Source organism: Oceanobacillus sp. CF4.6, assembly GCF_051262635.1.
Lineage (GTDB): Bacteria > Bacillota > Bacilli > Bacillales > Amphibacillaceae > Oceanobacillus.
On the sequence record NZ_JBIMEX010000006.1, the window covers coordinates 188,248 to 208,574 of the forward strand.

General features: G+C 38.9%; 12 protein-coding genes and 4 pseudogenes. 15 read left to right on the forward strand and 1 reads right to left on the reverse strand.

The features are described 5' to 3' along the window. Nucleotides 1-118: 118 nt before the first annotated feature. From ACHABU_RS11600 to ACHABU_RS11650, 11 genes and pseudogenes are all read left to right on the forward strand, one after another. Nucleotides 119-397, forward strand: a complete 279-nt coding sequence (locus tag ACHABU_RS11600) for a hypothetical protein (protein WP_435765027.1) — start codon at nt 119-121, stop codon at nt 395-397. A gap of 100 nt (nt 398-497) precedes the next feature. Beyond that, a pseudogene (locus ACHABU_RS11605) lies at nt 498-719 on the forward strand (transposase); the annotation flags it as partial. 177 nt (nt 720-896) lie between these two features. After that, nucleotides 897-2,021, forward strand: a pseudogene (locus ACHABU_RS11610) (transposase); the annotation flags it as partial. Between the two features lie 100 nt (nt 2,022-2,121). Further along, nucleotides 2,122-2,208, forward strand: a pseudogene (locus ACHABU_RS11615) (transposase); the annotation flags it as partial. A gap of 359 nt (nt 2,209-2,567) precedes the next feature. Then, nucleotides 2,568-3,152, forward strand: a complete 585-nt coding sequence (locus ACHABU_RS11620) for a glycerol-3-phosphate responsive antiterminator (protein WP_435765028.1) — start codon at nt 2,568-2,570, stop codon at nt 3,150-3,152. A 14-nt stretch (nt 3,153-3,166) separates the two neighbouring features. Continuing rightward, a complete protein-coding gene (locus tag ACHABU_RS11625) occupies nt 3,167-3,979 on the forward strand; it encodes an HAD-IIA family hydrolase (protein ID WP_435765030.1) in 813 nt (270 codons plus the stop codon). Nucleotides 3,980-4,228: 249 nt separating this feature from the next. Continuing rightward, the gene (locus ACHABU_RS11630; protein WP_435765031.1) at nt 4,229-5,194 is read left to right on the forward strand and encodes a phosphate/phosphite/phosphonate ABC transporter substrate-binding protein; all 966 of its coding nucleotides are present in this window, start codon (nt 4,229-4,231) and stop codon (nt 5,192-5,194) included. Between the two features lie 42 nt (nt 5,195-5,236). Further along, entirely contained in the window at nt 5,237-5,983 is a 747-nt protein-coding gene (phnC, locus tag ACHABU_RS11635; RefSeq protein ID WP_435765033.1) for a phosphonate ABC transporter ATP-binding protein, read from the forward strand. Between the two features lie 25 nt (nt 5,984-6,008). Then, nucleotides 6,009-6,866, forward strand: a complete 858-nt coding sequence (gene phnE, locus ACHABU_RS11640; RefSeq protein ID WP_435765034.1) for a phosphonate ABC transporter, permease protein PhnE — start codon at nt 6,009-6,011, stop codon at nt 6,864-6,866. Beyond that, complete coding sequence (phnE, locus tag ACHABU_RS11645; RefSeq protein ID WP_435765036.1) at nt 6,863-7,648, forward strand: phosphonate ABC transporter, permease protein PhnE; 786 nt, start codon at nt 6,863-6,865, stop codon at nt 7,646-7,648. The genes phnE (ACHABU_RS11640) and phnE (ACHABU_RS11645) overlap by 4 nt, the downstream gene beginning before the upstream one ends. A gap of 200 nt (nt 7,649-7,848) precedes the next feature. Continuing rightward, complete coding sequence (locus ACHABU_RS11650; protein WP_435765037.1) at nt 7,849-9,516, forward strand: metallophosphoesterase; 1,668 nt, start codon at nt 7,849-7,851, stop codon at nt 9,514-9,516. A gap of 1,072 nt (nt 9,517-10,588) precedes the next feature. Here the strand turns inward: ACHABU_RS11650 and ACHABU_RS11655 are convergent. After that, nucleotides 10,589-11,482, reverse strand: coding sequence for a LysR family transcriptional regulator (locus ACHABU_RS11655; RefSeq protein WP_435765038.1), 894 nt, complete (start codon nt 11,480-11,482; stop codon nt 10,589-10,591). A gap of 133 nt (nt 11,483-11,615) precedes the next feature. Here ACHABU_RS11655 and gltB point away from each other — a divergent pair, with 133 nt between their 5' ends. The 4 genes and pseudogenes from gltB to ACHABU_RS11675 form a co-directional block, all read left to right on the forward strand. Further along, nucleotides 11,616-16,166 (forward strand): glutamate synthase large subunit, encoded by a 4,551-nt coding sequence (gene gltB / locus ACHABU_RS11660; RefSeq protein ID WP_435765039.1) that lies wholly within the window; start codon nt 11,616-11,618, stop codon nt 16,164-16,166. A gap of 23 nt (nt 16,167-16,189) precedes the next feature. Beyond that, on the forward strand, nt 16,190-17,680 hold the full coding sequence (locus ACHABU_RS11665; RefSeq protein ID WP_435765040.1) for a glutamate synthase subunit beta: 1,491 nt from the start codon (nt 16,190-16,192) through the stop codon (nt 17,678-17,680). Nucleotides 17,681-17,707: 27 nt separating this feature from the next. After that, nucleotides 17,708-19,033 carry a type I glutamate--ammonia ligase gene (gene glnA / locus ACHABU_RS11670; protein WP_435765041.1) on the forward strand — a complete coding sequence of 442 codons (1,326 nt, stop codon included), beginning with the start codon at nt 17,708-17,710 and terminating at the stop codon, nt 19,031-19,033. A gap of 620 nt (nt 19,034-19,653) precedes the next feature. Then, nucleotides 19,654-20,226: pseudogene (locus ACHABU_RS11675) on the forward strand (reverse transcriptase domain-containing protein); the annotation flags it as partial. Nucleotides 20,227-20,327: the final 101 nt, after the last annotated feature.

Sequence of the window (20,327 nt, forward strand, 5' to 3'; positions counted from 1 at the left end):
TGAATAGATGTACATATTCTATATATTTAGTGTAAACTTAGTTAACTGAATAGTTGTAATTATAATTATTAATATAGAGTTTGTGAAGAGTTTCACTTAAACTAACGAGGCAGGAGAGTTGAATAAGAATTGGAACAAACACGACATTCTTCTGGAATTGTCAGCAACCATGGTAGGAATTGATTTAGTTCCACTACCATTACATGACGGATCTGTCTTAGAAATAGAACAAAACTATATGATTGGTAAAGCAACTTCACAGTATATGGTTAGTGATTTAAACAACGCACTATTTCCATTTTTAATACAACCGTGGGTATCGGACGAATTCAATAATAAACCAGATTTATTGCCAGAATTCCGTATTGCCTTTGAAATCCATTATAATAAGGAATAGACCTGTTAAAACAATTATCCAAGAGAAGTAGAATAATAAATTATTTTACTTTCTTATTTCTACAAATCTTTTCACTTACTATGTGTCCCAAATATATAGAATGTTCCAGAGAGATATCTCGTTAACCATTGAAGACATCTATGGCTTTTCTGTATCTCATGAAATGGTTTCAGATATTACCGATTAAGTACTTCCCGAGCTGGAGGAATGGCAGGCTCGTCCATTAAGTAACTGTTATGCGTTAGTATTTATAGACTGTATGTATACGACTATTCGCAATCAATATGAAACCAGGAAATACACCGTCTACACTATCCTAGGCTAAACGGTGGAAGGTCATAAAGGGGTCCTACCAACAAAAAGCGGAAAAGATACGCTAAGCAAAATTCGACATAAAGAAAGCCGATTATTCCTACGCTAGGAGGAATCGGCTTTTTTAAGTATAGCACCCTATAATTCATCTATTAACAAAGCAGCATTAAATTTTCGTATCCTTTTTCTATTTCTGGCTGCACTTATGGCAATGGGAACAAACATCGGTTTGACTAAAATGGCAGATGCTACACCTGGAATTACTTATCACCAAATGGCTAATGCCGTCCAATGGCGGTTGTATGATGATGCTATCAGTCGGGCACAAGCTACATTGGTAAATTTCCAGCAAAAATTAACCCTTGCTTCATATTGGGGTGATGGCACCACATCTTCATCCGACGGAATGCGAGTACAGGTTGGTGTATCATCCTTGCACGCTGAAGCAAATCCTCATTATGGTACAGGTAAAGGTGCAACCATTTATCGGTTTACAAGTGATCAATTCTCTTCTTTTTATACGAAGGTCATTAATACAAACGCAAGAGATGCTGTACATGTAATAGATGGGTTACTTCATCATGAGACGGAGTTAAATATTGAGGAGCATTATACTGATACAGCAGGTTATACCGATCAGGTTTTCGGTTTGAGTCATTTATTAGGTTTTCGATTTGCACCAAGGCTTCGTGACTTAGCTGACGCTAAACTTTACACAATTCAAAAGCCAAGTGATTTTCCTAAATTGGAAAACTTACTTCGTGGACGGATTAACACAAAGGTTATTCAGGAAAACTTTTATGATGTACTCCGATTAGCCCATTCTATTAGAGAAGGTAAAGTATCTGGTTCGCTTATTATGGGGAAGTTAGGTTCATATGCAAGGCAAAACAAATTAGCCACTGCTTTACGAGAAATGGGAAGAATCGAAAAAACTATTTTTATCTTGGATTACATATCCAGTGAGACACTACGTAGACGTATACAGCGAGGTCTAAATAAAGGAGAAGCCATGAATGGTTTGGCGAGAGCATTATTTTCTGGAAAAAGAGGCGAGTTACGGGAAAGGGGCTTACAGGATCAGTTGCAGCGCGCAAGTGCATTAAACATTATAATTAACGCAATTAGCGTATGGAATACCGTATATCTAACTGAAGCAACTAAACTGTTAAAGGAAAAAGGAAATTTACGAGAGGACTTATTAAAACATATTTCACCACTAGGATGGGAACATATCAATTTTCTTGGTGAATACACCTTTGATATGGCGAAAATAAGAAGCTTAAATTCACGGCGTCCTCTCAACCAATAAAATGAAAGCCGAAAAATTCCTTAACGTAGGAAAATCGGCTTTTTTCATGTCGAATTTTCCTTAGCGTATGTTTTCCGCGATTTGTTGGTAGGAACCCATAAAGAAAATACTTGGAATGTGGTTAAATGAGACAGAAAGCAAGCATAAATGGATGCAGATTTTTGATGAAATCAAATCTAGAGGAGTAGCAACCGGATTAGGATGACTTGTGGATTTTTTTGAGAACAGCGCAGACTTTTGTTCGAAGCGCTCACCGAAAATAAGCAGTTATTATATTTATGCTAGAAGCGTCTATCATTTGATTAAGTAAAATATTCGCGAAAGATGGAATTTACATACTATTAATGTCGAATTAATAGAGAGTTAACAATACGCTGTTATAATAAAATTAACGAAAGAAATAGAGAAGGTAGTTATTGTAATTATATAGAAGTAATTCAAATTTTGTTTAGCGCGATGACTTAGAGAAAGCACTAAATAAAAAGGTATGGCACTTGAAGTGTCGACTTTTTATTTAGTGCTATTTTCATTAAAAGGAGAAATTAAATGAGCCTCTTACATGTGATTGGAAAGAAGCCTATCATTGCCGCAATACGGAACTTTGATGATTTTCAGAAAGCAATCGATAGCAAGGTGGAAAATATCTTCTTCATGGGAGGAGATGTCCAAGAGGTTATTGAAGGTGTAAAACTTGCGAAAGAACATAATAAAGGTTCTTTTATACACATCGATTTAATAAGAGGCATATCGAGTACGGATAAAGAAACCATCTCATTTATTAAACATTGCATAGAAGCTAATGGAATTGTTACACCTAAAAAGCACTTAATCCGAGAGGCAAAAAATTATGAACTTTATGCTATCTTTCACTTGTTTATTCTAGACTCACTTGCATTGAAGAATGGATCGAGTGTCGTTGAATCGATTCAACCAGATGCAATCGACCTGATGCCAGGAGTTATTCCAAAAATAATTCATAAATTTGCATCTGATTTTAATGATATCCCTATCATTGCCAGCGGGTTAATCCAAACGGTTGAAGAAGCAAAGATTAGTCTGGATGCGGGAGCTACTGCACTTGCAGTGAGTAATACTGAATTATGGAATTTAACGTTTGAAGATTTAATTTAAAGGAGAGCCAGAGCATGATGCCACTTTCAGAACTAGAAGCATTTTTCTTTGATTTAGATGGTTCCATTTATCGTGGAGCGGAGTCTTTTCCAGGTGTGATTCCTTTGCTTGATCAACTTAGAAAAGATCAGAAAACCATTGGATTTATCACGAATAATTCGACGCATACGGCAGGAGAAATAAAGGGAAAGTTAAACAAGATGGATATCCTTGTCTATGAAGAAGAAGTCATTACAGCTACAGATTATATGGGAGTTTATTTAGCCGATCATTTCGATTCATTATCGCTAAAAGTGTTTGGAAGTAAAGCACTTCAACAATCCATCGCATTGAAAGGGCACACGGTGTTACCGATAACTAGCAAGCAAAAACCAGATATGATTGTCATCGCAAGAGATATTACGTTTAACTATGAACGGCTAAAATACATTGTCAATGAAATAAAATCCGGTGTTCGCGCGATTAGTACGAATGTTGATTCGTATCACCTAGGAACGAAGGGAGAAATCATACCGGAAACAGGATCTATCATTGCTGCCATTGAGCGCATTTGTGGAAAAGAAATCCCGAATTTTGCGAAGCCGCAGCGTTACATATTTAATTATGCGATGGAAAAATGTTCTTCCCACGCAGAACAGAGCATCATGATTGGTGACAATTTTAATACGGATATTACAGGAGGCTATCTTGCGGGGATGCAGACAGCATGGATTAACGATGGCGGTATACCTAGAGATACGAAATTACCTACTAACATAAAACCGACATTTATTATCAATGAAATTCAAGATTTGCTAGATATCTATTATTCATCAAAATATTTTTAATATTTGATATTAGTTTAATAGAGAATTAACAATGTGTTGTTATAATGAAAATACAATCAAATATGGAATAGTTTTTAAAGTTTATTTAGAGCGATGACCTAGAGAAAGCGCTAAATAAAAAGATAAGGCATGAGATGTCCTATCTTTTTATTTAGTGCTATTTTTTTGGAGGGAGTGATGGGATACGTATTTTATGAAAACGAGTTCAGCAAAAACATGACTAAATTATTTATCCAAGGAGGAAATAAGATGAACATGAAATCGGTGGTAGTCAAAAACATTACGTTTATCGTAGCAATGATAGCCATTATATTGGTGTTAAGTGGTTGCGGGGCCGAAGCAGGTTCAAGTGAGGACCATGACGGTGAGAACGCTAGAGCAGATTGGCCTGAGAAGTTAGTCTTTACGCCAATTCCATTAGAAGATCAACAAGAATTAACCAATAGATATGAACCTTTCGCTGCATATTTAGAAGAACTGCTCGATATGCCTGTGGAAATCTATCCGGCTACGAACTATGCAGCGGCTGTAGAAGCGATGCGTAATGGCCATACGGACCTTGGTTACTTTGGTCCTTTTGCTTATGTTCATGCAGAATCAAGAGCGAACGCAGAAGCATTCTCTGGAGGTATTCCTGCTCCTGGTGATGAACCAGTTTATGAATCATACTTTATTACCCTTAAAGATTCAGGTATTGAATCCATCGAAGACTTAGAGGGAGAATCGTTTGTGTGGGCAGATCCTACCTCAGCCTCTGGACACCTATTTCCAAAAGCACATCTAGTGAATGAGCTAGGGATAGAAGTAGATCAAATTGATGATATGTTTAGCGAGGTTGCATTCTCTGGTAATCATGAAGCATCGGTGCTTTCCGTATTAAATGAAGATGTTAATGCAGCTGCCGTTTATGATGTTACCTACAACATGATACTTAGAGAAAATGCAGATCATCCTAATATTGATAATTTGGTCATTTTCGAAAAAACGAATCCAATTCCGTTACCTCCATACACTGTAAGGGGTGACCTACCCGAGAGCTTCAAAGATGAAATTAAAGATGCATTCTATAATGCCGTCAATGTACCGGAGTTACAAGAGTTTCTTGAGGATACTGGGCATGGTGGTGGATACGTAGAAGTCAGTGATGAAGATTTTGAAGTCGTTCGTAAGACAGCAGAAGGACTTGGAATGGCACCAGAGGAGCTATTGGACTAAGTTTTTAAATCATTGATTAGATAGTGGGAGGATGAATCGGCAATGGAAAATGATTCGATACTTGTTCTCAAAAATGTACAAAAAAACTATAAAGATGGCACGGCGGCTTTAAATAAAATAAACTTGTCGATTCCGCAAGGTCAAGTTGTATCGATTATTGGTCCAAGTGGAGCTGGGAAGAGCACGTTAATACGCTGCATTAATCGTTTAGTCGAACCTACATCCGGGACCATAGAAATTGAAGGGAAAGACATCATGAACTTGCGTGGGAAGCACCTCAGGAAGGTCAGAAGTAAAATCGGAATGGTTTTTCAAGGCCATAATTTAATAAAACGGGTGCAAACCATACAAAATGTGTTACATGGACGTCTTGGTTATACAGGGAGTATTCGAGGCAGTCTAGGTATGTTTGAAAAGCGAGATGTGGAATTGGCACTTTCTATTTTAAAACGGGTCGGATTAGAAACTCATGCTTACAAAAGAGCAGACGAATTAAGTGGTGGACAACAGCAGCGTGTTGGAATCGCTCGTGCAATTTGTCAAAAGCCATCCATCATTATGGCGGATGAACCCATTGCGAGTTTGGATCCAGCTGCATCACGAGTTGTCATGAATTATTTACGAAACATATGTAAAGAAGATGGGATTACAGCGATTATTAACCTGCATCAAGTTGAATTTGCGAAAGAGTTTTCCGATCGCATTGTTGCGGTAAAATCTGGTGAACTTGTTTTTGACGGTTCGCCGGAAGAATTAACGGAACCAAAAATACGACATATTTACAGTTAGCTAACCATAGTAGAGGAGGAAGTTTATGGGGAATTCTGAAAAAGTGTTATCGTCAACCAATGATGTGAAGACTTTTTATCAATCAACACCATCTCCTTACGAATTTTATAAAAAACAAAAAATAAAAAGGACAAGTAAAAAAGCGATTATTTATGCATTTATCATTGCGGTTATCATGTGGTCTTGGTATGAATCCAATTTTTCCATATTTAGTTTATTTGAAGGGACAGGCAATATCGCAACATTCATTGTTCAGGATATGCTCCCTCCGGATCTGTCTGTACTTGGAACATTCATCGTTCCTGTTATGGAAACGATTTATATGAGTATTGTCGGGGTTGTTTTTTCAGTCATTTTCTCTATTATTTTCGGATTTTTGGCTGCAACAACGACATCTGTTAATCCCGTGGTAGCTCATCTATTTACTGCTATCATCAGTTTTCTACGATCCGTACCAGCCATTGTTCTTGCCATGTTTTTAGTTGGAACATTCGGTTTAGGGACATTTGCAGGTGCACTAGCTCTGGGGATTTCCGGTATCGGAATTTTAGGGAAATCGTATAAGGAAATTCTGGAAGAAATCGATATGGAGCAGGTAGAAGCTGTGAAAGCGACAGGCGCCAATTGGTTACAGATTGCAGGACAAGCAATTTGGCCGCAATTCAAACCCGGGTTTGTATCCTGGTCATTTTATAAAATGGATTTGAATATTCGTGAAGCTGCTATTCTCGGAATGATCGGCGCAGGAGGGATCGGTTATTCGCTGCAATATAGTATCAATCTATTTCGCTACGACCAAGCAGCTACTGCGATTCTCATGATATTTATTCTGATTATTGTTGTTGAATATATAACCCTGACATTAAGGAAGCGAATATTATGAAAGAAAAAATTGCCGGCTGGATCAAACCTCTTAAACAGCCATTTGCTTTAAGCATGTTTGCATTCTTTTTTGTCTTTAGTTTTTCACAATTAAATATAACCTTTGAAAAGTTTTTCGACTCCTTAGAGCGCGGGCAGTATATGTTCAATCGAATGCTGCCACCAACGTTAGCGGAACCGATGAATGTGTTGGAGGCTGCCATGCAATCGCTCCAGGTTGCTGTAGTTGGGACTGTGCTTGGAATCATTCTATCTTTGATTCTAGCAATACTCGCAGCATCCAATCTATCTCCTTATCCGGTCGTAAGCTATGTTATTAAGGCCTTTGCTACGTTTGTGCGTTCCGTGCCTGCATTGATTTGGGCGATGTTATTTATTATCGCCGTTGGTTTTGGACCAACACCAGGAATTTTAGCATTAGCTGTTAATAGTATCGGGATGCTTGTAAAGGTCTATGCTGAATCGATTGAGGAGATGGATAGGGGGGTCTTGGAGGCGATTCGCTCGACAGGTGCATCCCCGCTGCAAGTTGTTTTCCAAGGTGTATTTGCATCCATTGTCAGCATCTTAATTTCCTGGTCCATTTTTCGATTTGATATGAATGTTCGGTATGCATCGATCCTTGGAGTTGTCGGTGCAGGAGGAATTGGGTGGGAGTTAATGTCTGCTACACAGGCTTCTCGCTATGATGCAGCTCTAGGAGTTACGTTTGTTATCTTTCTAATGATTATTTCCATAGAGTATTTTACTAGATTTATTAAACGTCAATTAGAGAGTATTTAATATCTTTCGTTGAAAAATGAAATCAGGAAAAATTACTAGAATGCTATGAACGTACATAATAACCAAGTGAATTTTTAAGGAGGTGATTGGCTGGGATAGAAACCTATAATAAATAACTCTATTATAGCTGCTGCGAATTTATTGACATGGTAAGAAAATCAGGTGAATTTAATCCAAAAAATTAAAAAGGAGTGGTGTACATGAAGAAAACAATTAATTTCGTTTTTGTTATGACGATGATTTTCAGTTTAGTGGTAATTCCTTATCTTCCAGGATTAAACAATGCAGAGGCAAAGGCAGAGGCTAGCTCTTCAGCTTTTAAAATTGCTATTCTGCCAGACACTCAAAACTATTCATCAAGGGAATTAGAAATCTTTAACACTCAAACGCAGTGGATTGTTGACAATCATGAGGAAGAGAATATCGAATTTGTCGCTCACTTGGGAGATCTTGTTAACAATAATAATGTACCCCAGTGGGAGTTCGCTTATAATGCAATGCGATCTTTAGATGGAGTTGTTCCTTATTCTGTTACACCTGGAAATCATGATATGGGTGATAACGGCTCAGCAGATATACGAGATACCACTTTATATAATACGTATTTTCCGGTAAGCGATTATTCTGGAACAGAGACTTTTGGTGGGGTTTATCCAGCAGAACCAGATAACTATGATAACAATTTTCATACCTTCCATGCTGGAGGAACTGATTGGTTAGTGCTTTCGCTAGAATTTGGACCTAGAGATTCTGTATTAGATTGGGCTAATGAGGTAGTTTCTTCTCATCCCGAACACCGTGTTATTGTAGTAACGCATGCTTATATGTTTTCTGATGAGACTCGCTATGGTGAAGGACATGCCTGGAATCCGCATAATTATGGTGTAGGTTCAGACCCAGCTGGGGTTAATGACGGGGGTGAAATGTGGGATAAATTCGTTAAAAAACATCCGAATATCTCAATGGTATTGAGTGGGCACGTGTTGAATGATGGACAAGGTCGTCTTGTATCTGAAGGAGACTATGGTAATCAAGTCTATCAAATGCTTTCTAACTACCAGATGCTACCAAATGGAGGAGAAGGTTTTCTACGTCTACTGGAAATTGATCCAGAAGCAGGGACTATAAATGCAGCTAGTTACTCTCCTCATCTTGATGAGTACAAAACCGACTGGCAAAATCAATTTGAATTTACAAACGTTGATCTTGGTACACCTGATTCAGATGTTAAAGCTCCAAATTATATGTTGAAGGAAGACTTTGATATTGAAGAAGCGTCATACTGTAAAAGTGAACATAAGAAATTTAACTGTAATGGGAATTTGGAAAGATGGACTACAGTAGATGAAGGAACGATTGATGCACCATCCAATTGGTCGATAGTGAGAGGAGAATTAGTACAGTCTTCCAATATCTATGGTCCGAATGTTCCTGCTGTTGACAATCGTAAGGGTACCTTTGCATATTACGATCATGGTCGCGCGCTCAATGCTTGGGAGGATTACTCATTTAAAGCTAATGTACGCTCCACCGATGATGACGGAATTGGCTTAATGTTCCGCTATCAGGATCCAGATAACTACTATAAATTAGATTTAGACCATCAGCGTTCATTCATCAAGCTTTTCAAAGTCGTCGATGGAGTGGAAACTACACTGGCTCATGTGGAAAGAAGAGGATATGTTGTAGGCGCCAATTTTGAACTAGAAATTAAGGTCGTTGGCAATGAGATTCAGGCGTTCCAGGACGGAATCGACATATTTGGAGAGCCCATTATAGATGATTCCCATTCGACTGGTACGATAGCTTTATATTCTTGGGGAAATGCGAGTAGTCACTTTGACGATGTGCGGATTACAGAAGAATAAAAAGTGAAACATGAATTTGTAGAATCTAACGAGAAGAAACACGGATTTTCATTGAAAGGCTCTGTAGAGAAGAATCTCTACGGGGCCTTTTTGATGTGCGCCCAGCATGGGCTATAACTTGGTGGTGAAAGTCCACTACAGTCATGGCAGTAGGAACTGTTAGGCAACGGTGTCCATCGTGAGGTGGAATCTGAAGGATAGCCGGCGGCAAAGTCCCGAACTGACGAACAGAAACTGTATATAAGGCTGAATTGGAACGGACGAATTTGCAATACAACACAAAGTCCGATACTGCTCGTGTGCCATACAGGTGATGTTCTATTTAATTACTTCAACTATAGAAGAAACGAAATTGGCAATCGAGGGCAGCTAACCTACAAATACCATTATTAAAAATGAGCTTATGGGCATTTTTGTTTGGTATCTTTACGGAATGGAAGGCTTTAAAGAATATAATCCTAAAAGGTAACATCAAAGTCAATTGGCTTGTAGTTCCTTCGATTTTTTTGGCTAAGATTTATTCCTCGAATTTATTGAATGAAGTGGTTTAGTATAGATATTCCGTTTGTTAAAGAAATGTTTTCATTAGCAGAAACTCAAATTCTTCTTATTGCCTTTTAAGGTATTCTGTTTGCTCGGTCTTCAATGGAATAATGAAAAAAGCCTAATTTCTCAGATTTAAATTGAGAGATTAGGCTTTTTAGTATTGTAATTTTCTTTATGTTGTAAATCCGCATTTTCCTGAGGCTACCACAAATAGGTATTAGCGACTTATTATTTAAAAACATACTCTTTTCCGTCCGTTAGGTTATCATCCGTCTCAAGAAGTCTCGGTGCATAGCATCTTCCATTCTTAACTAGCTGTGTTATAATGCGCAGCTTTGGTGTTTCTTTTCGTGGGTGAGTTATCATCGGGCTCTTTGGACTTTTTGACGGAGGAGCGCCAACATTAAGTTATCCGAATGTAGAGAATCAGCATCCAGATTCTCATTTGGAGCAAAGGCCTTAAAAAACAAATCAAAAAGAAAAGGTTATGGTTTTTTCCATAACCTTTTCTTTTTGTAATATTGGATTACTGCAATACAGAGAAAAACTCTTTTACAAAATTATAAAAAACTTTCTCAGAAGGTGATAAATCTCTATTTTTTGGAGTAATTATCCCAACTGTACGACGCAGCTGAGGAGCGTCTATTATTAATTTTTTTGAGTAATGAGAATTACTGTTATCAAATGCGCTTTCAGGTAATAAGGTAATACCGATACCAGCAGCAACGAGGCCTTTAATCGCGTCAAGATCTTCTCCTTCTGACGTAACAATCGGTCTGAAACCTGCTTGTTTACATCCTTCAATAGCTAAATTATGAAGGATGTATCCTTTTGGAAATAACACAAATGGTTCATTGCTTAGTTCACGTAAATGTACACTCTTTTTATTAGCAATAGGATTTGTTCTAGGTACAAGAGCATGTAGTCTTTCACAAAATAAGATATCTCCTTTAATTTCAGGGTAGTCTGTTGGTACTGGGCCAAGAAATGCAACATCAATTTCTCGTTTCTTCACCGATTCTATGAGAAAATTATATGATCCCTGCCGTAATTGGAAAGCGATTCGTGGATATTTCTTTTTAAATTCGGAAGCAATCATCGGGAGTAAATGGCTAGCTAAACTAGTTGGAAAACCTATTTTTATGGTACCTCGTTCTGGATCTAGATACTCATCAACATGCTTTTTTGCATGTTCAACAGCTTTTATAGCTGTTTTGGCATGAGATAAAAAAGTTTTTCCAATATGTGTAATTTTTATGTTTCTTCCTTCTCTGTCAAATAATGAAACTCCTAATTCTGCTTCTAAATTTGCAATTTGTCTACTAACTGCTGACTGTGCTACATGCAGGTTTGCAGCAGCTTCAGAAACATGCTCTCGTTGAGCAACTTCTATAAAATAAACGAGTTGTCTTAACTCCATATTGAACTCCTCCAAAATTTAATCTATATCAAAAAGAGATAGTTTATATCTTAATTATATATTGTTTCGATTAATAATAACATATAAGATTCTATCAGACACTTCAAAAAGATGGAAACGGGGAGCTTATTATATGGATTACAATCAGATGCCTAATGCACAAGGTTTATACCGTCCCGAATTCGAACACGATGCGTGCGGTATTGGCTTATATGCACATATAAAAGGATTAGCAACACATGATATTGTAAAAAAAGGCTTACAAATGTTATGTCAGTTAGACCACCGTGGTGGACAAGGCAGTGACCCAAATACAGGTGACGGTGCTGGACTGATGGTTCAAATACCAGATGAATATTTCCGGAAAGTATGCCCTGAGCTAAATTTACCAGATAAAGGACGATACGGCGTAGGAATGGTTTTCTTTTCGAATGACGATCAAGAGAGGGGAACAATAGAAAATTTCGTTAACGAATTAATAGAAAATGAGGGACAGAAACTTCTTGGGTGGAGAACTGTACCCACAGATGCCAGAAAAATCGGAAAAAAGGCAAAAGAAACTGCTCCGGTGGTTCGTCAAGTATTTATCGGTGCGAATGATGATATTACAAATGAATTAACGTTTGAGCGGAAGTTATATGTAATTAGAAAACAAGCTGAAAACTGGGCGAATAAGCGTGAGATGCGTTTTTACTTTGTTAGTCTATCTATCAGAACAATCGTTTACAAAGGATTGTTAACATCAAATCAAGTTGATGACTTTTATGTAGAGCTACAAGATGAAGACTTTGTATCAGCTTTTTCTTTAGTACATTCTAGATTTAGTACGAATACATTCCCTAGCTGGGAACGAGCACATCCGAACAGATATTTGATTCATAATGGTGAAATTAATACATTGCGCGGTAACGTCAATTGGATGAGAGCGCGCGAACAACAATTTGTATCAAAAGCATTTGGTGATGATTTAAATAAACTCCTTCCTATTTTAGACGCAGACGGTAGTGACTCTTCAAATCTAGATAATGCATTGGAATTCTTTACGTTGGCTGGAAGGACACCAGCACAAGCTGCAATGATGTTAATTCCAGAACCATGGAATAATAATCCTCATATGTCAGAGGAAAAGAAGGCATTTTATGAATACCACAGTTGTCTGATGGAACCATGGGATGGACCAACTTCCATTACGTTTACCGATGGGAAGCAAATTGGTGCAATTTTGGATCGTAATGGTTTGCGCCCTGCACGTTACTATGTAACAAAAGATGATTATATTATTTATTCTTCTGAAGTTGGCGTTATTGATATAGAAGAAGAAAATATTTTATATAAAGACCGTCTTCGCCCAGGGAAAATGCTTCTAATTGATTTAGAAGAAGGGCGTATAATTGCCGATGAAGAACTCAAGAAGAAAGTGGCATTAGCACATCCATACAAAGAATGGTTAAATGATAAATTAGTTAAATTGGATGAGGAAATAACCGGTGTGGATGAAGAGCCAATAACCAACTTACTTAAAAGGCAAAAAGCTTTTGGTTATACGACAGAAGATATTGAGAAGTATTTAATACCTATGGTTAACCAAGGAAAAGATCCGATTGGTTCGATGGGAAACGATACTCCGCTAGCAGTATTGTCTGATCATCCACAATCACTTTTTAACTATTTTAAACAATTGTTTGCTCAAGTAACTAACCCGCCAATCGATGCGTATCGAGAGCAGGTCGTTACATCGACAATGACATTGCTAGGGCCTGAAGGAAATATCTTACATTCGGATGAAGCAAACTGTCATCGTATTCAACTAGAATCCCCGGTTCTTTCTAATCGACAATTGAATCAATTGAAAGCTAATAAATATAGAGGTTTTTTGAGCAAAACCATTGATACGCTATTTACCGGTGATTTAGAAGCTAGTTTAGAGTCTGTGTTTAAGCAAGCTGATCAAGCTATAAAAGACGGTGTTAATCTATTAATCTTATCGGATCGAAATATGAGTGCTACTAATATTGCAATTCCTGCTTTGTTAATAGTAAGTGGATTGCACCAATACCTTGTTCGACATGGAAGCAGAACAAAAGTAAGTATTATTGCTGAAACTGGTGAAACAAGAGAGGTTCATCATTTTGCTGCCTTGTTAGGTTATGGTGTAGATGCTATTACCCCGTATTTAGCATTTGAATCCTATAAGCGCGAAATTAATCGTGGAAATTTATCTGCCTGTTATCAAGAAGTTGTTAGAAAATACATTGCTGCTGTTACAGAAGGTGTGGTAAAAGTAATGTCTAAAATGGGGATATCTACAGTGCAAAGTTACCGTGGTGCCCAAATTTTCGAAGCTGTTGGTATTGGTAATGAAGTGATTGAAAAATACTTTACTGGAACTGCATCGCAAATTGATGGCATTGGATTGGAAACAATTTCCAAAGAAGCGGCAATTAGACATCAAAATGGATATCACCAATCTGTTGATCAAACCTTGGAACCAGGGAGCGATTTCCAGTGGAGGAAAACTGGTGAACATCATGCGTTCAATCCAAAAACGATTCATACGCTTCAATGGGCATGTCGTAGAGGAGATTATAGCCTTTTTAAAGACTTCTCAAAGGCTGCAGATGAAGAACGCTTAGGATTTTTACGTAACTTGTTCTCATTTGATGTTAACCAATCGATTCCTATTGATGAAGTTGAGTCTATAGATTCTATCGTCAAACGTTTCAAAACTGGAGCTATGTCATTTGGTTCACTGAGTCAGGAAGCTCATGAATCGCTGGCAATTGCAATGAATCGTTTAGGTGGTAAAAGTAACAGTGGTGAGGGTGGAGAAGACTCAAATCGTTATACGGTTGATGAAAATGGAGATTTACGTAGAAGTGCGATTAAACAAATTGCATCGGGGCGATTTGGAGTAAATAGCCACTATCTAGTTAGTGCAGATGAATTACAAATCAAAATGGCTCAAGGGGCAAAACCTGGTGAAGGTGGACAGTTACCTGGTAATAAAGTATACCCATGGGTTGCAGGTGTTCGAGGATCTATACCAGGAGTAGGTCTTATTTCACCACCTCCACACCATGATATATATTCCATTGAGGACTTATCTCAATTAATTTACGATTTAAAAAATGCAAATCGTGACGCAAGAATTAGTGTGAAGCTTGTAGCTAAATCAGGTGTTGGTACAATTGCTGCCGGTGTAGCCAAAGGAAATGCAGATGTTATTTCTATTGTTGGTTATGATGGTGGTACAGGTGCATCGCCAAAAACGAGTGTGAAGCACACTGGTTTACCATGGGAATTAGGATTGGCAGAAGCGCACCAAACATTAATGCTTAATGGGTTAAGAGAGAGAGTTGTATTAGAAACGGATGGTAAATTACTAACTGGTAAAGATGTAGCGATGGCGGCATTACTCGGGGCAGAGGAATTTGGATTTGCAACAGCACCTCTTGTTGTTCTTGGTTGTGTGATGATGCGTGTTTGTCATTTGGATACATGTCCTGTAGGAGTTGCAACGCAAAACCCAGAGTTGCGTAAAAAATTTACTGGTAATCCTGATCATATTGTGAATTATATGCGGTTTGTTGCCAGGGAGTTACGTGAAATCATGGCACAAATTGGTTTCAAAACGGTTGATGAAATGGTCGGCCGTACAGATGTGTTAGGAGTGAGTAATAGAGCGAAAGCACACTGGAAAGCAAAAGACCTTGATCTTTCAAAAATACTCTATCAACCTACTACTGGTGGACGCATATTTAGTACACCACAGAACCATAAAATTAATGAATCACTCGATATTAGAGAAATTTTACCTGCTGTCCAGTCAGCGATTGAATCAAAAGGAAAAGTTGATTTAAATTTCCCGATTAGAAATATTGATCGCGCAACAGGTACGATAGTAGGTAGTGAGATTTCTAAAAGATATGGGGATGAAGGATTACCTGTAGATACGATTATACTTCGCTTTTATGGTTCTGCAGGTCAGAGTTTTGGAGCGTTTATTCCAAAAGGTATGTCACTAATCCTCTATGGAGATGCCAATGACTATGTTGGTAAAGGTCTATCAGGAGGTAAAATAGTTGTTTCTTCACCGAAAGAATCTATTTTTATTCCAAGCGATAATGTTATTGCTGGTAATGTATCTTTCTATGGTGCAACAAGTGGTGAAGCCTACATCAACGGTAAGGCTGGTGAACGTTTTGCTGTTCGTAATAGTGGTGCAAGCATTGTTGTTGAAGGAATTGGTGACCATGGTTGTGAATATATGACTGGTGGACGTGTTGTGGTACTTGGTGAAGTTGGTAAAAACTTTGGAGCCGGTATGTCTGGTGGAATCGCTTATGTATTTGCAGAGGATAGAGAGAAATTCAAAAAATTAAGCAATCAAGAAATGATAAAAATGGAAAGGCTACAAGATATAGAAGAAATGAATAAAGTGAAAGAAATGGTTCAAAAGCATTTGCACTATACAAATAGTAGTAAGGCTGGACATGTTCTAGAAAATTGGGAAGAAGCAGCAAATAAATTTGTCAAAGTCATTCCGAAAGATTATCAGAATATGTTGAATACCATTCAATCGTTTATGGATGATGGTGAATCAGAAGAAGAAGCACAAATGAGTGCTTTCCAAGCGAAAAAGGAAAATAAAACAGTCCCAATTAAGAAACTTGAAATGCGGTAGTGCAGTAGAAAGGAGAGAGGAATATGGGAAAAGCGACAGGATTTATGGACTATCAGCGTGAAGAGACCAACAAACGCGATCCGCTAACCCGGACAAATGACTGGCGTGAATATGATACGTCCTTCTCTGATGAAGCATTGAAACGGCAAGGGGCAAGATGTATGGATTGCGGAACTCCTTTTTGTCAGATGGGAGAGGTAATCAATGGTGCCACAACAGGATGCCCGATTTACAACCTGATACCGGAATGGAATGACCTGGTCTATAAGGGCAGATGGAAAGAAGCGCTGGAACGGCTATTAAAAACGAACAACTTCCCGGAATTTACCGGGAGGGCATGTCCCGCACCATGTGAAGGGTCTTGCATACTTGGGATTTCCGATCCTGCCGTCACGATTAAGAGTATCGAACGTACGATTATTGATAAAGGGTTTGAAAATGGCTGGATCACACCACGGATCCCGAAAAACAGAACGGGTAAAAAAGTAGCCATCATTGGTTCCGGTCCTGCCGGGCTGGCCAGTGCCGACCAATTGAATCAGGTTGGTCATCACGTCACCGTGTATGAACGCCAGGATCGTGCGGGCGGACTATTGATGTACGGTATTCCCAATATGAAACTGGAAAAAGATGTGGTCGAGCGCAGAATCCGGCTTCTTGAACAGGAGGGCATTAATTTTGTTCTGAATACAGAAGCAGGCAAAGACATCACATTTGAAGCATTAAACCATCGATATGATGCTACCATCCTATGTATCGGTGCTCAAAAGCAGCGCGATTTACAGATGGATGGCAGAGATACACAGGGTGTTCATTTTGCGATGGATTATCTGACAGCTTCCACGAAGCATTTGCTGCAAGGTGAAGACTGCATCGATGCCAAAGGGAAAGATGTCATCATTATCGGCGGCGGTGACACAGGAGCAGACTGTATTGCAACAGCACTTCGACAAGAGTGCAACAGTGTGGTGCAATTCGGCAAGCATCCAAAACCGCCATCAGCCAGAATTGGAAGCAACATGTGGCCAGAATTCCCGAACGTCTTTACCCTGGATTATGCCCACAAAGAAGCAACCGCCAAATTCGGCGAAGACCCGCGTCAGTTCTGTATTCAGACAAAGCGGTTCGTTGCTGGTGAAAACGGGAGTCTAAAAGAAGTACATACCGTGGAGATGGAAAAAACAAGAGACGAAAACGGCAAGGCAACGTTCCGTGAAATACCCGGAACAGAAAAGTTTTGGCCGGCTCAGCTTGTCTTTATTGCCATTGGCTTTGAAGGGCCTGAGGAACAGTTGCTGCAACAGCTTGGTCTGGACACTGAAAATGGCAACGTAAAGGCGACATACGGTAACTTTATGACCAATATCGATAACGTCTTTACAGCAGGTGATGCCAGACGAGGTCAAAGCTTAATCGTTTGGGCCATCAATGAAGGGAGGGAAGCAGCCCATAAAGTTGATGAATATTTAATGGGAAGTTCCGCACTTCCGTCTTATCTGGAAGAATCAGTCTAATACTAGTAGAAAAGGATGAGTACTAATATGAACAAATCTGATATTTATAAAATAATTGAAGAAGAAAATGTTCGATTTATTCGGCTACAATTTACGGATATACTCGGAACGATTAAAAATGTAGAAATTCCACTTAGCCAATTAGATAAAGCATTGGATAATATGATGATGTTTGACGGATCTTCAATCGAAGGTTTTGTACGTATTGAGGAATCAGATATGTACTTATATCCTGATTTAGAAACATTTGTAGTATTTCCATGGTCTTCTGATAAAGGTAAAGTAGCTCGTTTTATTTGTGACATTTATAATCCAGATGGTACACCGTTTGAGGGATGTCCACGATATAACTTGAAACGGAATCTTAAAAAAATGGAAGAGTTAGGATTCGACACATTTAATATCGGAACAGAACCTGAATTCTTCCTATTCAAATTAGATGAAAATGGAGATCCCTCATTAGAGCTTAATGACCATGGAGGATACTTTGATCTAGCTCCTACAGATTTAGGGGAAAATTGCCGAAGAGATATTGTTCTTGAGTTAGAAGAAATGGGATTTGAAATTGAAGCATCCCATCATGAAGTGGCTCCTGGTCAACATGAAATTGATTTTAAATATTCAGATGCTGTTAAGCATGCAGATGATATTCAAACATTTAAGTTAGTTGTAAAGACAATTGCTAGAAAGCATAACCTTCATGCAACATTTATGCCTAAGCCACTATTCGGTGTAAACGGATCTGGAATGCACGTTAATATGTCTTTATTTAAAGATGGAGAAAATGTGTTCTTCGATAAAAGTGGCGAAATGCAATTGAGTAACACAGCATATCAATTTATTGCAGGTGTGATTGAACATGCAACAAACTTTACTGCTGTTACAAATCCAACTATAAATTCGTATAAAAGACTAGTACCTGGCTATGAAGCACCTTGTTACGTAGCATGGTCTGGGTCAAATAGAAGTCCTTTATTACGTATCCCAAGTTCAAGAGGACTCAGCACCCGTGTTGAAGCGCGCAGTGTTGATCCGTCTGCCAATCCTTATATGGCTTTAGCGGTATTACTAGCTGCAGGTTTAGATGGTGTGGAAAATAAACTAGAAGCACCTGATGCAGTCGATCGCAATATTTACGTGATGAATAAAGCTGAGCGCGAAGAAAATGGTGTGAAAGATTTGCCAGCTACGTTAATGGATGCGCTGGAGGAGTTACAGAAAGACGAAGTCCTGGTAAATGCATTAGGTGAACATCTATTTGAACATTTCATGGAAGCAAAGGAAATTGAATGGGATAAGTTTCGAACAGCTGTACATCCATGGGAGCGCGAACAGTACTTAACCTCTTATTAATACGGCCTATAAGTTTATCAATTCATTCACAGTCTGGATATACTTAGTAAGAGCCTCCTTGAGCTGCCGCTTCAGGAGGCTCTTAGTTGTGTGCCAGGCATGCGCACATTCTCTAGGGTTGAAGTCCCGAGCCACGAAGGCAGTAGTAGTGGTTAGCTTAAGACAAGGGTGTCTGGGGTGACCCAGAATCTGAAGGAAGTCGGCGGCGAATCTCCGCCCTTAGGAACACGAACTTCATAGGAGGCTAGGTGTACTTGGGTGAGGCTGCAATACAAGTCAAAGCCCTTACTGCAAATGAAGTGGAGACATGGAGAGGAAGAATGTGTGCTTACCCTGGGAGGTCTGATGGATATGCGCAACACGTTGCGTAACCGAGTATGTGAATATTCGCTGAACCATCAGAAGTCAGCCGAAGCCGTAGTACCGAATATTTCTAGGATATCCGGGAAGGGCTGAATCATTTAAGAAGAATTGCCATTTTGCGTACGCAACACTTGATGATGCAGAAACATATGAACCTTCCTAATGGAGGAAGTGGTGAATTCCACGGGGGACATTAGAAGGGCTGAAAGTGGTTGCCACACAAGAAGAACGGACAATTCGCGTAGGAGTTAGATATCATGTTGGAGAGAATTCTATCACGGGAAAACTTAATACGCGCACTAAATCGTGTGGAAAGAAATAAAGGCAGTCACGGTGTGGATGAAATGTCCGTACAAAACCTACGAGCGCATATCATGGAACACTGGACTTCTATTCGAGAACAACTCGAAACAGGTACCTACTATCCTCAACCCGTTCGTCGTGTCGAAATCCCGAAACCAAACGGCGGAACGAGGAAGTTAGGAATTCCTACCGTACTAGACCGTTTCCTCCAACAAGCAATAGCACAAGTTCTCACAACCGTTTACGACCCAACCTTCTCAGAATATAGCTACGGTTTTCGCCCAAACAAGCGAGGACATGACGCTGTTAGAACAGCTAGAAGCTATATCAAAGAAGGGTATCGCTGGGTTATAGACATGGATTTAGAGAAATTCTTCGATAAAGTTCATCACGACCGATTAATGCGGAAACTAAGTCAAAGGATCGAAGATCCCAGAGTGCTTAAACTCATTCGCAGATACTTACAAGCTGGAATTATGGAGAACGGATTGGTACGACCAAACACGGAAGGAGCACCGCAGGGTGGATTATGCAAAGCTTCGCATAATCCACCTTATGCAAAGAAAGTAATTATGCAAAGTAATCAATTAAAATACACATAAATTCAATAGTTTTATGTAATTTACTT

Coding starts and splice junctions, on each gene's coding strand:
- ACHABU_RS11625 (WP_435765030.1), top strand. CDS start 3,167: ATGATGCCACTTTCAGAACTAGAAGCATTTTTCTTTGATTTAGATGGT.
- glnA (WP_435765041.1), top strand. CDS start 17,708: ATGAACAAATCTGATATTTATAAAATAATTGAAGAAGAAAATGTTCGA.
- ACHABU_RS11620 (WP_435765028.1), top strand. CDS start 2,568: ATGAGCCTCTTACATGTGATTGGAAAGAAGCCTATCATTGCCGCAATA.
- phnC (WP_435765033.1), top strand. CDS start 5,237: ATGGAAAATGATTCGATACTTGTTCTCAAAAATGTACAAAAAAACTAT.
- ACHABU_RS11655 (WP_435765038.1), bottom strand. CDS start 11,482: ATGGAGTTAAGACAACTCGTTTATTTTATAGAAGTTGCTCAACGAGAG.
- phnE (WP_435765034.1), top strand. CDS start 6,009: ATGGGGAATTCTGAAAAAGTGTTATCGTCAACCAATGATGTGAAGACT.
- ACHABU_RS11650 (WP_435765037.1), top strand. CDS start 7,849: ATGAAGAAAACAATTAATTTCGTTTTTGTTATGACGATGATTTTCAGT.
- phnE (WP_435765036.1), top strand. CDS start 6,863: ATGAAAGAAAAAATTGCCGGCTGGATCAAACCTCTTAAACAGCCATTT.
- ACHABU_RS11630 (WP_435765031.1), top strand. CDS start 4,229: ATGAACATGAAATCGGTGGTAGTCAAAAACATTACGTTTATCGTAGCA.
- ACHABU_RS11665 (WP_435765040.1), top strand. CDS start 16,190: ATGGGAAAAGCGACAGGATTTATGGACTATCAGCGTGAAGAGACCAAC.
- gltB (WP_435765039.1), top strand. CDS start 11,616: ATGGATTACAATCAGATGCCTAATGCACAAGGTTTATACCGTCCCGAA.